This is a genomic window from Hymenobacter sp. APR13, assembly GCF_000737515.1.
GTDB lineage: Bacteria > Bacteroidota > Bacteroidia > Cytophagales > Hymenobacteraceae > Hymenobacter.
Window position 1 is genome coordinate 485,610 of the sequence record NZ_CP006587.1, and the last position, 13,348, is coordinate 498,957.

Consider the following 13,348-nt stretch of genomic DNA (forward strand, 5'->3'; position numbering starts at 1 on the left):
AATGGCCGGAAGTAACCCCAACGCCAAACCAATGAACCTCACGCTGAAAGTGTGGCGGCAGAAAAGCCGTACCGCAGCCGGCGCGATTGTGGATTACCAGGTAAAAGACATTTCGCCCGAAATGTCGTTCCTGGAGATGCTGGACGTGCTCAACGAAGACCTGCTGCGCAAAGGCGACGAGCCGGTGGCCTTCGACCACGACTGCCGCGAAGGCATCTGTGGCTCGTGCAACCTGTTCATCAACGGCCGTGCCCACGGCCCTGAGACCGGCACTACCACCTGCCAGCTGCACATGCGCAAGTTCTCCGACGGTGACACCATCACCATCGAGCCCTGGCGCGCCAATGCCTTCCCCGTAAACCGCGACCTGAGCGTGGACCGCTCGGCCTTCGACCGGATTATTCAGGCCGGCGGCTACGTAAGCGTGAACACCGGCGGTGCCCCCGACGGCAACGAAATTCCGATTCCAAAGGAAATTGCTGACCGCGCCTTTGAAGCTGCTACCTGCATTGGTTGCGGCGCCTGCGTGGCCTCGTGCAAGAATGCTTCGGCCATGCTGTTCGTTTCGGCGAAGGTGAGCCAGCTGGCGCTGCTGCCCCAGGGCCACGTGGAGCGCAAAACCCGCGTGGAAAACATGGTGGCGCAGATGGACAAAGAAGGTTTTGGTGCCTGCACCAACATCGGCTCGTGCGCGGCCGAGTGCCCGGTGGGCATTTCGCTGGAGAACATTGCCATCCTGAACCGCGAATTCCTGGCTGCTAAAGCAACTTCCAATAACCTCGCGTAAGGTTTCCGGTTAGTAGTATCAGCGTCAACAAAAAAGCGAAACGGCCTGCCGTTTCGCTTTTTTGTTGACGCTTTGCTGAGCCGGCAGGTGGATATCCTTTTCCGTTGCGGCCTGGCGGCTCCGTTGTTTTCTCTCCTTCTTTATAGCTCTGATGATTACCATCATTGTCGGTACCAACCGCCCCGATTCCCGCGCCCGCCGCATTGCCAACCTCTACGCCGACCTGCTGCGCGAGCTGCAGGCCGAGCACCAGATTCTGGACCTGGTAGAGCTGCCCGCCGACGTCAGCGTGTCGGCTTTGTACGCCAATGCCGGCCGGCATCCCGGCTTCAACCGGCTGGCCGATCAGGCTTCGGCGGCCGATAAGCTGGTGTTTGTGGTGCCGGAGTACAACTGCTCGTTTCCGGGCGTGCTCAAGACGTTCATTGACGGCCTGCCCTACAAGGGCGGCATCCGGGGCAAGAAGGCCGCGCTAGTGGGCCTGGGCACCGGGGCGCAAGGCGGTTTGCTGGCTCTGAGCCACCTCACCGACGTGCTCATGTACCTCAACACCACCGTAGTGCCGGCCCGCGTACGCCTGCCCTTCATCGACCAGCACCTCACCGACGACGGCCAGCTGACCAATGAGTTCTACGCGCAACTGCTGCGGGAACAGGCAGCCCAGCTGGTGGCCAGCTAGGATATGCGGAGCGTGGCGGGCGGTATTTCAGGGCTCAACGCGTACATTTGCTCCGTACTGCGGGTTTCTCCCTTGCTATGACGCGCCTGCTGGCCCTTTTCCTGGCTGCTTTGATGCTCCTCCAGACGTTCAGTCGGGAAGTCATCGTCGTGGACTATCAGGTGCATAAGGCGCGCATCACGGAGCTGTTCTGCGTCAACAAGGATAAACCTCAGTTGAAGTGTAATGGCAAATGCCATCTGGCCAAGCAGCTGCGCAAAGCTTCCGATACGGAAAGCAAAGCGCCCGGCGCCGGCTTTGCTAAAGTGAAGTACGAGGTGGTAGTGCCTTTCCAGTTGCGGGTTGCCACACCCGTACGGGTGCCACTCTCGGCGCAGCGGTATGCCCCATCGGCCGAGGCGCGGTATGCGTTTTCGCCGGTACACGGCGTGTTTCATCCTCCGGCTTTCAGGGCCTGATTTTTCGATTTGGCGGAGCCTTTTTTCTGGGCTTCGTTCGTTTGTAGCACACTACCGGCCGCTGGCTGAGTAGCGGCTACGTCGTTTGCTTATCCCTGATTTACACCCTGAAAGATGAAATTTCTGCAATACGCCACCCTGTGCCTGTCCCTTTTTGCTGCCACTGCTTCGCTTTCCTCCTGCGACAAGGACGACGACGTGCCGAGCCTGGGCAAGATGAGCCTGGAGTTTGAAAACGTGGTGGGCACCTCGGCCCTGCAGCTCAACAGCGCCACGCCCTACCAGACGCCGGCTGGCGACCAGTTCACCGTCAGCACCTTCCGCTACTACATTTCCAACATCAAGCTGAAAAAGGCCGACGGCACGGAGTTCGTGCAGCCCGAGAGCTACTACCTAATTGATGAGGCGCTGCCGGCTTCCAAGACCTTCTCCATCCCCAACATCCCCACCGGCGACTACACCGGCCTCACGTTCACGATTGGGGTAGACAGCGCCCGCAACGTATCCGGCGTGCAGACCGGCGCGCTGGCTCCCGGCGACATGTTCTGGAGCTGGAACTCGGGCTACATCTACACCAAGCTGGAAGGCCGCTCGCCGCAGGCCAGCAACGGCGCCATCGTGTTTCACATTGGCGGCTTCAAGAGCCCCAACAACACCATCCGGACGGTTTCGCCCACGCTGAACGGGGCCACTATCCAGATCCGCGACGGGCGCACGCCGGAGGTGCACCTCAAGGCCAATGTGCTGAAGATGTTCTCGGGCCCCAACACCATCCGGTTTGCTACGCTCAGCAACAGCATGGGCGGCCCCGGCTCGGTGCTGGTCGCCAATAACCAGGCGGCGGGCATGTTCACCGTCGACCACATCCACGGCAACTAGCCGGCCCCGGTGCTTGCTTCCATGAAGAAGCCGCTACAGATCTGCTACGGCCTATTGATGCTGCTACTGGCTGGTGGCTGCCAGCCCGATGCCGATGTGGCCCCTGTGGGCGAAGTGCCCGGCACCCAGGTGCCGGGCAACTTCCCCGTGCCGGTGTATGGCCCGGAGAAAAACCCGCCGACCCGCGCCGCTTTTGAGCTGGGCCGCAGCCTGTTCTACGACCCGCGCCTGTCGCGCACGGGCGACGTGTCGTGCGGCAGCTGCCACCAGCAGTTCGTGGCGTTTGCCCACGCCGGGCACACGCTCAGCCACGGCGTCGACAACCGGCTGGGTACGCGCAACGCGCCGGCCCTGCAGAATCTGCGCTGGAAGCCCAATTTCTTCTGGGACGGCGGCCCGAGCAACATTGAAACCCTGCCGCTGGCCCCCATCACCAACCCCGTGGAGATGGACGAAACGTTGGACAACGTGCTGCGCAAGCTGAACGCCGATGCCAGCTACCGACGCCGATTTGCGCAGGTGTTCGGCGGCAGCGGCGCCATCGACTCCTACCAGTTTCTGCGGGCGCTGGCGCAATTCACGGCGGCCCTCACGTCGGCTAACTCCCGCTACGACCGGCACGTGCGGCAGGAAGCCGGTGGCACCCTCAGTGAGCAGGAACTAGGCGGCCTGGCCGTGCTGCGCCAGAAGTGCGGCAGCTGCCACGCCGGCGAGCTGTTCACCGACGAGTCGTTCCGCAACAACGGGCTCGACAGCCGCTTTGATGCAGATTCCGGCCGGGCGCACATCACTGGGCGCAGCATTGATGTGGGCCGGTTCAAGGTGCCGAGTTTGCGCAACGTGCTGCACACCGCGCCCTACATGCACGATGGCCGCTTTGCCACGCTCAGCGAGGTGCTCGACCACTACGACCACGGCATGAAGGAGTCAGCCACGCTGGACGCACAGCTGCGCCGGCCGGGCCAGGCGCCGGGCATTCCGCTCACCACTGCGGAGCGCACCCAGCTGCTGGCGTTTCTGGCCACCCTCTCCGACGAAGAGTTTCTGCGTAATCCGCAGCTTTCCGAGCAGTAGCCCCCGGCTGCCAGCTCCTGACAGGCAGGCATCAGGCCGATTTCCATACGGCCTGATGCTTCTGCACTGCGTGCCAGCCCGACGGCTTGAGGCGTCTGCCAAAACGGGTGCTGGTCGGCTTTCTTCCCTCTGAAATTTCCAATGAAAAAGATAGTACTGCTGCTGCTGGCGCTCCTGCCGGCTCAGACATTGCTGGCCTGTGACATCTGCGGCTGCTTCATGGGCATCACGCCCTACGACAACCAAAGCAGCTTCTCACTGATGCACCGCTACCGCATCTTCAACGGCTACCAGGCCCTGGGCCAAGACCCGCAGTTCTTCCCGAACGGCGCCCGCCCCTTGCTGGCCCGCCCCCTCAACGGTGCCGACAACGACTACACCCACTCCCACAAAGGCGACCCCACGGATTTTGAGGCCTTTCGGGTGGTGGAATTGCGCGGCAAATACTTCCTGGCCAAGCGCCTGGAGTTGAACGCCTTTGTCCCCTACGTGATGAACACCTCACAGATAAACGGCCGGCAGCTCAACCTCAGCGGCCTCGGCGACGTGACGGTTTTCGCGGGCTACCACCTGCTGCGTAACATCGAAACGGCCGGTGTGCAGAGCCGCCTGATTGTGGGCGGCGGTCTGAAACTGCCCACCGGCAGCTTCCAGCGCAGCAGTCCCGCCGGCCGGCGCTACCCCACCCTCACGCAGCCCGGTACCGGCACCACCGACGGGTTCGTGTACGCCAACTACATCGGCAGCTACCGCAGCTTCGGCCTGAGCCTTAACACCAGCTACCGCAGCGGAGCCAGCAACCGGTTTCAGGAAAGCCTGGCCCCCGGCGTAGCGGCTTTCGCCAACATCTTCTACCGGGTGCCGCTCGGCGAAAACTGGCAGCTATACCCATCAGCGCAGCTGTTCTACGAGAAAACCAAGGGCGAAATGTTCGAGGGCCGCCTCACTGGCGAGCACGCCATGAACAACGCCCTGCTGGGCCCCGGCCTGGATGTGTACTACAAAAACCTGTCGCTGAATGCCAGCGTGCAGCTTCCCGTCTACACCGCCCCCACCGACCACCCCGCCAGCGCCGGCCGCCTGGTACTGGCCGTCGGCTACAGCCTCAAGCAAACCAAGTATCTGTTGAGGTGATGGGGTGATGGGGTGATGAGGTGACAGGTGACAGGTGACAGGTGACAAAGGAAGAACGTCATTCCGAGCGGAGCGAGGAATCTCGCCAGCGGGCTAATCCCAAAAAACACTGTCGCCTGAGAAAAATCGTCTGGCTCCCCCTCTCCACGGGAGAGGGGGCCGGGGGGTGAGGCCCACGCAAGCTGTTCCGGCCGCGCCTCTGCATGACGTTTCACCTCATCCCCCCATCACCAATTACAGCAAATCCCGCAGGCGGCGGCCTTGCTGGCGCTGCCAGAGGCCGTGCTTAGCCTGGCCGACCACCTGCGCGCCGTAGATGCCGCGGTGTCCGGAGAACAGGTAGCTCACCACGCAAGCCAGCCCGGCGTAGAGGCCGCACTCGTGCCCGAACAGCTCCATGGCCAGCAGCGTGCAGGCCAGGGGCGTGTTGGCTGCTCCGGCAAACACCGCCGCGAAACCTAGGCCGGCGAGCAGCGGCATGGGCAGCGGCAGCACCAGCGCCAGGGCGTTACCCAGCGTGGCACCCACGAAAAACAGCGGCGTCACTTCGCCCCCTTTGAAGGCTGCCCCCAGCGTGAGGGCCGTAAACAGGATTTTCAGGGCGAAAACGTAAACCGGCAGCGGCTCTTGGAATGCCTGCACGATGGTGGGTACCCCCAGCCCACTGTAGCGCGTGGTGCCCGCCGCCCAAATCAGCAGCGCCACCACGGCCCCGCCCACCACCGGCCGCAACGGCGGCCAGGCAATGGTACGCTTGTAGAAGTCTGACACGACGTGCGTAGTGCCCGCGAACAAACGCCCGGCCAGCCCGAACGCCACCCCGGCGGCCGCCGCACTCAGCAGCGGCAACGGCGCCAGGGCGGGCACTGCCAGCAGCGGATACGCCGTGTGCCCCACGCCCCAGGCCCGCGTCACGTAGTCGGCGGCGGCGGCGGCCAGGAAGGCGGGCAGCAGCGCATCGTAGCGCAGGCGGCCCAGCAGCACCACTTCCAGCCCGAATACGGCCCCGGCCAGCGGCGTACCGAACACCGAGGCGAAGCCGGCGCTCAGCCCGGCCAGCAGCAGCAACCGCCGCTCCCGCCGCCGGATCAGGCGTGGCCAGCGGCTGAACTGGTCGGCGAGGGCGCCGCCCATTTGCACGGCCGTGCCCTCGCGGCCCGCAGAGCCGCCAAATAGGTGCGTGAGCAGCGTGCCCATCAGCACCAGCGGCACCATGCGCAACGGCACGAGATGGGTGGGCTGGTTGATTTCATCGAGCAGCAGGTTGTTGCCGCCCTCCACGCTTTTGCCCCAGTAGTGGTAGAGCAGCCCTACTAGCAGGCCGCCCGCCGGCAGCAGCGCAATAACCCAGGGATGCAGCTCGCGCCAATTGGTCACGAAGTCCAGCGCCACCAGAAAACCTGCTGACGCCGTGCCGGCCAGTCCCCCCACGATGGCGCTCAGCAGCACCCAGCGGAAGCTGAACAGCAGCAGCAAACGATATTCGCGCAACAGCGCTCGAGGCCGGATGATCATGTCAGCTAAAACACGCCTCCCACTGCGGTAGGCAGCCCCAAAGTACGCAAACTGCGCGCAGACCCTCCCGCCGCTACCGCGCGGCCTGCGCCGGGAAACGAAACTGGCCGGCGGATACGTTGAAGGCATATTCCGTATCTTGAACGTCTTCTTCCCCGCTTTCTGCCAGTTGCTGATGACTACCCGCCTGCGCTTCTGCTTGCCGCTGTTCGGTTTGTTGCTGTTGGCAGCCTGCGGTAAAGACCCGGACGATCCGGCCCCGCCTACTACGCCGCCGGCCCCGGCTACACCCTACACGCTGGTGCTGCCCTCGCAGCTGCCCCAAAGCGTGACGCTACCTGCCGACAACCCCCTCACCGTGGAAGGCATTGAGCTGGGCCGTAAGCTGTTCTACGAAACCCGGCTTTCCAGCACCAATACCATGTCGTGCGGGAGCTGCCACCAGCAAAGCAAGGCCTTCACCGATGGGCGCACCCGCGCCATTGGCGTCGACGGCATTCCGCACCCGCGCAACACCATGTCGCTGGTGAACCTGCTCTGGGAGCCCAATCTGAACTGGGACGGCTCGGCCACTACCCTCGAAGCCCAGGCCCGCACGCCCATCGAAAACCCGGTGGAGCTGCACCAGTCGCTGGCCGTGGGCGTGAGCAAGCTGCAGCAGACCAGCCTCTACCCACCCCTGTTTGCGCAGGCGTTCGGCTCGGCTACCATCACCGAAGCCAACGTGCTCAAGGCGCTGGCGCAGTTCGAGCGCACCCTGATTTCGTCGAATTCGCGCTACGAAAAGTCGCTATTGGGGCAGGCCGTGCTTAGTGCTGATGAGCGGGCCGGCCGCGTGCTGTTCTTCAACCACCCGGGCGAAGGCGGCATTGCCACCGCCCGCGGCGGCTCCTGCGACCATTGCCACAACGGTAACAACTTCCTGTTCACGGCCAGCCGCCTCGGCACCACCCAGTACTTCAACAACGGCCTCGACCTGACCTTCACCGACCAGGGCCGCTTCAACGTGACGGGCCAGAACGCCGACCGGGGCCGCTTCCGCGTGCCCACCCTGCGCAACATTGCCCTGACGGCACCCTACATGCACGATGGCCGGTTCCGGACGCTGGAAGAAGTAGTCGACCATTACAACGAGCACATCCTCACCAACAGCCCCAACGTCGACCCCATCCTGCTGCTGTCCAACACCGACGGCGGCACCAAACTCGACCTTACGGCCACCGAGAAGCGCCAGCTCGTAGCCTTCCTCAAAACGCTCACCGATTCTACGTTCATCCAGAATCCGCGCTTTTCCAATCCATTTTGAATCCGTCTTCTCGCCCCTGCAATAACGCTGGCCGCCATTTCCGCTTGATAGTCCGGCCGTTTGGCGGCGCACTGCTGGGAGCCGGGCTGCTGGCGTTGCTGCTGGGAGCCTGCTCGGTGGCCTCGCACAACCAGCTCAGCCCCGACCGGGAACCTGCCGCCCCGCGCTACTCCCCCACGGCCGACAGCACCCGGCTGGATTCCGTGCCGCTGCCGGCCCCGCACCGATAGCGCCCCTGCCAAGCAGAACGGCCCGCTGAGAATATCTCAGCGGGCCGTTCTGCTTGTGCTAGGTTTTCGTTAGTCGACGTTGTCGTGCAGGAAGCGGTTGTCGCCCAGCAGCTCGTTGTCGTCGGAAAGGTTGAAGCGGCTGATGTTGCGCTCCGAAGAAGGCGTCACGTTCTCCAGCTTCACCTGGCGGCGCAAGTAAGCCGGCGTTTCCAGCTGGTCCTTGATGGCGTCGTTGGTGAGGCCGTTGCTGAGCTCCTGCAGGCGGCGGCGGCGCTCATCGGCGCGGGCATCGATGGCGGGGCGGCCCGCAATAGGCGGCGCAGGCTGGGTGGCCTGGTACACCACCGGCTCGGGAGCCGGCGACGAAGGCGCGGCCACCGGCGGCACCTGCCCCGTATACGGCGACGTTTCCAGGTCGAACTTCACCGGCTCGGGCGTGGCAGCTACTGGCTGCGGGGAGCTGGTGAAGGACGGCACCACCGGGGCCGACGATACGTCCAGCGGCTCCTTGTTGAATACGTTCAGCTGCGGCTCGGGCTGCGGCAAAGCCGGCTCCTCTTCCCGCACCGGCACCGCCGTGATGGTGTGCGCCTCGCGGGCAAAGCCCGTGGCAATTACGGTCACGCGGATGCTCTGGCCCAAGGTGGCGTCGATACCGTGGCCGAAAATCACCTCGGCGTTCTGGCCCGCCTTGTCCTGGATGCATTCCGTAATTTCGGTCAGCTCGTCCATTTCCAGCTCGGCCTGGTCGCCGGACATGATGCTGAGCAGGATGCGCTGGGCACCGTGAATGTCGGTGTTGTTGAGCAGCGGCGAAGCCAGAGCCTCCTCGGCCGCACGGCGGGCGCGGTTCTCGCCCTCCGTGATGCTGCTGCCCATTACGGCGGCGCCGCTGTCCTTCATTACCGTTTTCACGTCCTCGAAGTCCACGTTCACGTCGGCCGTCACCGTAATGATTTCGGCAATGGACTTGGCGGCCGTGCTCAGCACGTTATCAGCTTTGGCGAAGGCCGAGCGGATGGGCAGGTTGCCGTAAATCTCGCGCAGCTTATCGTTAAGAATCACCAGTACGGTGTCGCAGTTCTCGCTGAGCTCCTTGATGCCGTGCTCGGCTTGCTGGCGCTTCTTTTTACCCTCGAACATGAACGGAGCCGTCACTATCCCCACCGTGAGGATGCCCAGCTCCTTAGCCACTTTGGCAATAACCGGCGCCGCACCGGTGCCCGTACCACCGCCCATACCGGCCGTGATGAACACCATTTTGGTACCGTTGCTGAGAAGCTCCCGGATCTGCTCGCGGCTCTCGATGGCCGCCTGCTTGCCTCGCTCAGGGTTGGCGCCGGCGCCGAGGCCTTCCGTCAGGTCCAGCCCGATTTGCAGGCGGTTGGGCACCGTAGAGGATGCCAACGCCTGCTTATCGGTGTTGCAGATGACGAATTCCACGTCCTTGATGCCCTGGCTGAACATGTGGTTGACGGCGTTGGAGCCGCCCCCACCCACGCCAATCACCTTGATGATGGACTTGGACTGCGCCGGGATGTCGAATTTATAATTCATGAAGTGAATGGCTAAATGGTTGCATGGTTAAATTGTTGGTCGTTCATCGACAACCATTTAGCAATTCAACCATTTAACACCTTTAGTACTGCTTATCGTCGAAATCGTCGATGAGCAGGCCTTTGGTGCGGCTGATGATGTCCGACAGGAACTTGCTGGCACCAGATGGCTTCTTGGGTTCAGCAGGTTTCTGCGGCTCTGCTTTGGCCACGGGCTGCGGGGCCGGAGTCGGCGTGGTGGCCTGGTAGTAAGGCACGGCCGCCGGACGAATTTCCTCCTGTTGCTCGTAGTTGCGGTTCAGGCGCTCATCAAGCGAGCGGTAGCCGGTCAGGACGAGGCCCACCGTGGTGGCGTACATCGGCGACTTCACGGCTTCGATCTTGCTCTTGCCCAGGTGCTCGTTGGGGTAGCCGATGCGGGTGTCGAGGCCCGTGACGTACTCCGTGAGCTGCACCAAGTTCTGGAGCTGCGAGCCGCCGCCGGTCAGCACGATGCCGGCCGCCAGCTTGTCAGCGTGGCCAGTGCGCTGAATTTCAGCATACACCAGCTCGATGATTTCCTCCATCCGGGCCTCGATGATGTAGGCCAGGTTCTTGAGGCTGATTTCCTTGGGTGCCCGGTCGCGCAGGCCGGGAATGCTCACGATTTCGTAGTCGGAAGCTTCCTCGGCAATGGCTTTGCCGAACTTCACCTTCAACTGCTCGGCCTGGTTCTGCATCACCTGGCAGCCCAGCTTGATGTCGCTGGTCACGATGTTGCCGCCAAACGGCAGCACCGCTGCGTGGCGGATGATGCCGTCCTTGAAAATGGCGAGGTCGGTAGTGCCGCCCCCGATGTCAATCAGGGCTACACCGGCTTCCTTCTCCTCATCCGACAGCACCGACATGCTGGACGCCAGCGGCTCCAGAATCAGGTTGTCGATTTCGAGGCCGGCCTTGGTGACGCACTTGTTGATGTTGTTAATGGCCGTGCTCTGAGCCGTGATGATGTGGAAGTTGCCTTCCAGGCGCACACCCGACATGCCCACGGGGTCCATGATGCCCTCTTCGTAGTCGACTTTGTAGTCCTGGGGCATCACGTGGATGATCTGCGAGCCGGGAGGCGTCACGAGGCGGTACATATCGCCGGTGAGGCGCTCCACGTCTTCCTGCGTGATTTCATTGTCGGCCGAGGCACGCGTGATGCTGCCGTTGTGCTGCAAGCTCTTGATGTGCTGGCCGGCAATGCCCACGTTCACCACGCCAATGTTGATGCCGGACTGCTCTTCGGCCTGCCGGATGGCCCGCTTGATAGCGTCTACGGTTTTGTCGATGTTGGACACGATACCGCGCACGACACCCTCCGACACGGCTTTGCCCATGCCCAAGATTTCGAGCTTGCCAAATTCGTTTTTGCGGCCCACCAGGGCGCAGATTTTGGTGGTTCCAATGTCGAGGCCGACTACAATCTTATCGTGCTGCATGGGGAGGATGTCGGGGAAAGCTGGCAGAGAGGTGCGTGTGGAGGCAGAGGTAGAAAGGCAAAAATAGCCTTTTCAAGCTAACAGAGTAAGAAAATCTCACTCACAGATTATCTGGTCTTTGAATTCGATGTTGACGCGGTGGTACGTGTCCCAGCCCAAGGCCGGGGGTATTTGTCGGTAAAATACCATCAGTTTCGCAAATTTCTCCGAAATATTCTCAGGAAAACCAAATTCTACCTGCTGGTCTCCTATTTGCTGGGTGAAGGAAACCTTACCGTTGGGGGCAATGAATACCTCGGCCACCTGGGCCCGCCAGAACGAATGCTCGTCGATGTAGCGCAGCAGCTCCAAGTAGCGCCGGCCGGTAGAGTCCTGGAAAAAGCCGGCCGAAAGCGGCTGGCCGCCCGGCCGCGCCACCGGTACCACCCGCGCCGTAAACAGCGACGACAGCGGCAGCTTGTGGCCATCGGCATCGAGGTAGCAGTCCTGGCGGGTGTCGGCGTGCACGAGGCGGGCGATGGGGCGGTTCTGGCGCACGTCGGCGTGCAGGTTGCCGGCCAGGTCGCGGTACACCTGGGCGTCCTTCACGAAGCTGTGCGCTTTTAGGCGGGCTTCCAGAGCCGGCAGATTGAGCTCGTCGGGCGTAGTGCCTTCTAGGCGCTGCCGGCCGTCGCGGGTGAGTAGGGCCGTTACTTCCCGCTCGCTGATGAAGAAGTTGTTGAACTCGTTGCCGATGGTCACAATTACCTGGCCCACGGGGCGGCTGGCTTGGCGCACGCCGGCAAACACGGCCAGCCCACCCAGCAGCACGAGGCAGCCGGTAGCAAACAGCATGTTATTGACCTTACGCTTGAGTTCCATGCCAACGAAGATGTAAAATATTCTTTAAACGCGGTACCAACTGGTCGATGTCGCCGGCGCCGACGGTGGCCAGCACGTCGAAATCCGTGCCTATTTCGGCATTTGCCAGAATTTCGTTGCGGGTCTGCAACGATTTTTTGGGTGCAGTTATTTGGGACAAAATCAATTCCGACGTGACGCCGGGCATGGGCAGCTCCCGGGCCGGGTAGATATCCATCAGCACCACCTCATCGGCCAGGCTCAGGCTTTCGGCGAAGCCCGGCGCGAAGTCGCGGGTGCGGGAGAACAGGTGGGGCTGGAAGATGACGCGCAGTCGGCGGCCCGGATAGAGCGCCCGCACAGAACGCAGGAAGGCCTCGATTTCGCGTGGGTGGTGGGCATAATCATCGAGATACACCTGGGGCGCGGCGGGCGTGCCGGCCGTCAGGATGAACTCGAAGCGGCGCTTTACGCCCCGGTAGGCCGCCACGGCCGCCTGCAGGGCCTGTGGCGCCACGCCTTCCAACTGGGCCACGGCGGCGGCGGCCAGCATATTCTCCACGTTGTGGAAGCCCGGCACGGCCAGCTTGAGGCTGGCCACGGTGCCCAGCGGCCCGTGCAGATCGAAATGGAACTCGTGGCCCTGGGCCGTGATGCCCGTAGCGTACAGCTCCGGCCCCTGCTCCTGCGACAAACCGTAGCGAATCACCCGCACGCCGGCCGGGGCGGCGGCGGCCACGCTGGGGTCGGCGGTGTGGTTGATGAGCAGGGTGCCGCCGGGCTGGATCTGGCCCACAAACTGCCGGAACGACTCCACCAGCGACTCTTTGTCGCCGTAGATGTCGAGGTGGTCGGCATCGGTGCTTGTGACGATGGCAATGATAGGGTGCAGCGTCAGGAAGCTGCGGTCGTACTCGTCGGCTTCTACTACTACCGGCGCCTCGGGGTGGCCGGCGGGCGGCAGCAGCAGGTTGGAGCCCAGGTTCACGCTGATGCCGCCCAAGAAGGCCGCACTGGGCACGCCGGCATGGTGCAGCAGGTGCGCCACCATGCTGCTGGTGGTGGTTTTGCCGTGGGTGCCGGCCACGGCGATGGTGCGGTGGCCCTGCGTGAGCACGCCCAGCACCTGGCTGCGCTTGCGGATGTCGAAGCCGTTTTCGCGCAGCCAGGCCCACTGCTGGTGGTCTTTCGGAATGGCCGGGGTCAGGACCACGAGCGTATTGCCGGGGTTCTGGCGCACTTCAACCGGAATCTGGTCTACGGCATCCTCGAAATGCACGGCAATGCCTTCGGCCTCCAGCGCGTCGGTTAGGGGCGTGCGGGTTTTGTCGTAGCCCGACACCTGGTGGCCGTTGGCCTGAAACCAGCGGGCCAGCGCCGACATGCCGATGCCGCCAATGCCAAGGAAGTAGACGAGCTGTTTCAAG

13 protein-coding genes are annotated in these 13,348 nt (G+C 63.0%); 8 read left to right on the top strand and 5 right to left on the bottom strand.

What is annotated here, in order from left to right; all coding sequences use genetic code 11:
• Positions 1-31: 31 nt before the first annotated feature.
• The 6 genes from N008_RS02005 (at position 32) to N008_RS21215 (ending at position 5,011) form a co-directional block, all read left to right on the top strand.
• Positions 32-787: a succinate dehydrogenase/fumarate reductase iron-sulfur subunit gene (locus N008_RS02005; RefSeq protein WP_044013348.1), complete on the top strand. Its 756-nt coding sequence runs from the start codon at positions 32-34 to the stop codon at positions 785-787.
• 151 nt (positions 788-938) lie between these two features.
• A complete protein-coding gene (locus tag N008_RS02010) occupies positions 939-1,466 on the top strand; it encodes an NADPH-dependent FMN reductase (RefSeq protein ID WP_044013350.1) in 528 nt (175 codons plus the stop codon).
• Positions 1,467-1,543: 77 nt separating this feature from the next.
• Complete coding sequence (locus N008_RS02015; RefSeq protein ID WP_044013352.1) at positions 1,544-1,924, top strand: hypothetical protein; 381 nt, start codon at positions 1,544-1,546, stop codon at positions 1,922-1,924.
• 114 nt (positions 1,925-2,038) lie between these two features.
• Complete coding sequence (locus tag N008_RS02020; protein ID WP_044013353.1) at positions 2,039-2,803, top strand: MbnP family protein; 765 nt, start codon at positions 2,039-2,041, stop codon at positions 2,801-2,803.
• A 21-nt stretch (positions 2,804-2,824) separates the two neighbouring features.
• The gene (locus N008_RS02025; RefSeq protein WP_044013355.1) at positions 2,825-3,877 is read left to right on the top strand and encodes a cytochrome-c peroxidase; all 1,053 of its coding nucleotides are present in this window, start codon (positions 2,825-2,827) and stop codon (positions 3,875-3,877) included.
• A gap of 141 nt (positions 3,878-4,018) precedes the next feature.
• Positions 4,019-5,011, top strand: a complete 993-nt coding sequence (locus N008_RS21215; RefSeq protein WP_052381097.1) for a hypothetical protein — start codon at positions 4,019-4,021, stop codon at positions 5,009-5,011.
• 234 nt (positions 5,012-5,245) lie between these two features.
• Here the strand turns inward: N008_RS21215 and N008_RS02035 are convergent, their stop codons facing one another.
• Positions 5,246-6,526, bottom strand: a complete 1,281-nt coding sequence (locus N008_RS02035) for a chloride channel protein (protein WP_044013357.1) — start codon at positions 6,524-6,526, stop codon at positions 5,246-5,248.
• A gap of 175 nt (positions 6,527-6,701) precedes the next feature.
• On the opposite strand from N008_RS02035, the gene N008_RS02040 reads away from it, so the two are divergent.
• Both N008_RS02040 and N008_RS02045 read left to right on the top strand, forming a co-directional pair.
• The gene (locus tag N008_RS02040; protein ID WP_052381098.1) at positions 6,702-7,832 is read left to right on the top strand and encodes a cytochrome-c peroxidase; all 1,131 of its coding nucleotides are present in this window, start codon (positions 6,702-6,704) and stop codon (positions 7,830-7,832) included.
• A complete protein-coding gene (locus tag N008_RS02045; RefSeq protein ID WP_156108963.1) occupies positions 7,829-8,062 on the top strand; it encodes a hypothetical protein in 234 nt (77 codons plus the stop codon). The genes N008_RS02040 and N008_RS02045 overlap by 4 nt, the downstream gene beginning before the upstream one ends.
• Before the next feature lie 69 nt (positions 8,063-8,131).
• Here N008_RS02045 and ftsZ read toward each other — a convergent pair whose 3' ends face one another.
• From ftsZ to murC, 4 genes are all read right to left on the bottom strand, one after another.
• Positions 8,132-9,619 carry a cell division protein FtsZ gene (gene ftsZ / locus N008_RS02050; RefSeq protein WP_044013360.1) on the bottom strand — a complete coding sequence of 496 codons (1,488 nt, stop codon included), beginning with the start codon at positions 9,617-9,619 and terminating at the stop codon, positions 8,132-8,134.
• An 82-nt stretch (positions 9,620-9,701) separates the two neighbouring features.
• The gene (ftsA, locus tag N008_RS02055; protein ID WP_044013362.1) at positions 9,702-11,081 is read right to left on the bottom strand and encodes a cell division protein FtsA; all 1,380 of its coding nucleotides are present in this window, start codon (positions 11,079-11,081) and stop codon (positions 9,702-9,704) included.
• 96 nt (positions 11,082-11,177) lie between these two features.
• On the bottom strand, positions 11,178-11,942 hold the full coding sequence (locus tag N008_RS02060) for a cell division protein FtsQ/DivIB (RefSeq protein WP_044013364.1): 765 nt from the start codon (positions 11,940-11,942) through the stop codon (positions 11,178-11,180).
• Positions 11,926-13,347, bottom strand: coding sequence for a UDP-N-acetylmuramate--L-alanine ligase (gene murC / locus N008_RS02065; protein ID WP_071884460.1), 1,422 nt, complete (start codon positions 13,345-13,347; stop codon positions 11,926-11,928). The genes N008_RS02060 and murC overlap by 17 nt, the downstream gene beginning before the upstream one ends.
• Between the last annotated feature and the right edge of the window lies 1 nt (position 13,348).

What these genes read in the sequence shown, in the direction of transcription:
- N008_RS02060 (WP_044013364.1), bottom strand. Translation starts at nt 11,942, where the DNA reads ATGGAACTCAAGCGTAAGGTCAATAACATGCTGTTTGCTACCGGCTGC.
- N008_RS21215 (WP_052381097.1), top strand. Translation starts at nt 4,019, where the DNA reads ATGAAAAAGATAGTACTGCTGCTGCTGGCGCTCCTGCCGGCTCAGACA.
- N008_RS02040 (WP_052381098.1), top strand. Translation starts at nt 6,702, where the DNA reads ATGACTACCCGCCTGCGCTTCTGCTTGCCGCTGTTCGGTTTGTTGCTG.
- N008_RS02025 (WP_044013355.1), top strand. Translation starts at nt 2,825, where the DNA reads ATGAAGAAGCCGCTACAGATCTGCTACGGCCTATTGATGCTGCTACTG.
- N008_RS02020 (WP_044013353.1), top strand. Translation starts at nt 2,039, where the DNA reads ATGAAATTTCTGCAATACGCCACCCTGTGCCTGTCCCTTTTTGCTGCC.
- N008_RS02015 (WP_044013352.1), top strand. Translation starts at nt 1,544, where the DNA reads ATGACGCGCCTGCTGGCCCTTTTCCTGGCTGCTTTGATGCTCCTCCAG.
- ftsZ (WP_044013360.1), bottom strand. Translation starts at nt 9,619, where the DNA reads ATGAATTATAAATTCGACATCCCGGCGCAGTCCAAGTCCATCATCAAG.
- ftsA (WP_044013362.1), bottom strand. Translation starts at nt 11,081, where the DNA reads ATGCAGCACGATAAGATTGTAGTCGGCCTCGACATTGGAACCACCAAA.
- N008_RS02035 (WP_044013357.1), bottom strand. Translation starts at nt 6,526, where the DNA reads ATGATCATCCGGCCTCGAGCGCTGTTGCGCGAATATCGTTTGCTGCTG.
- N008_RS02005 (WP_044013348.1), top strand. Translation starts at nt 32, where the DNA reads ATGAACCTCACGCTGAAAGTGTGGCGGCAGAAAAGCCGTACCGCAGCC.
- N008_RS02010 (WP_044013350.1), top strand. Translation starts at nt 939, where the DNA reads ATGATTACCATCATTGTCGGTACCAACCGCCCCGATTCCCGCGCCCGC.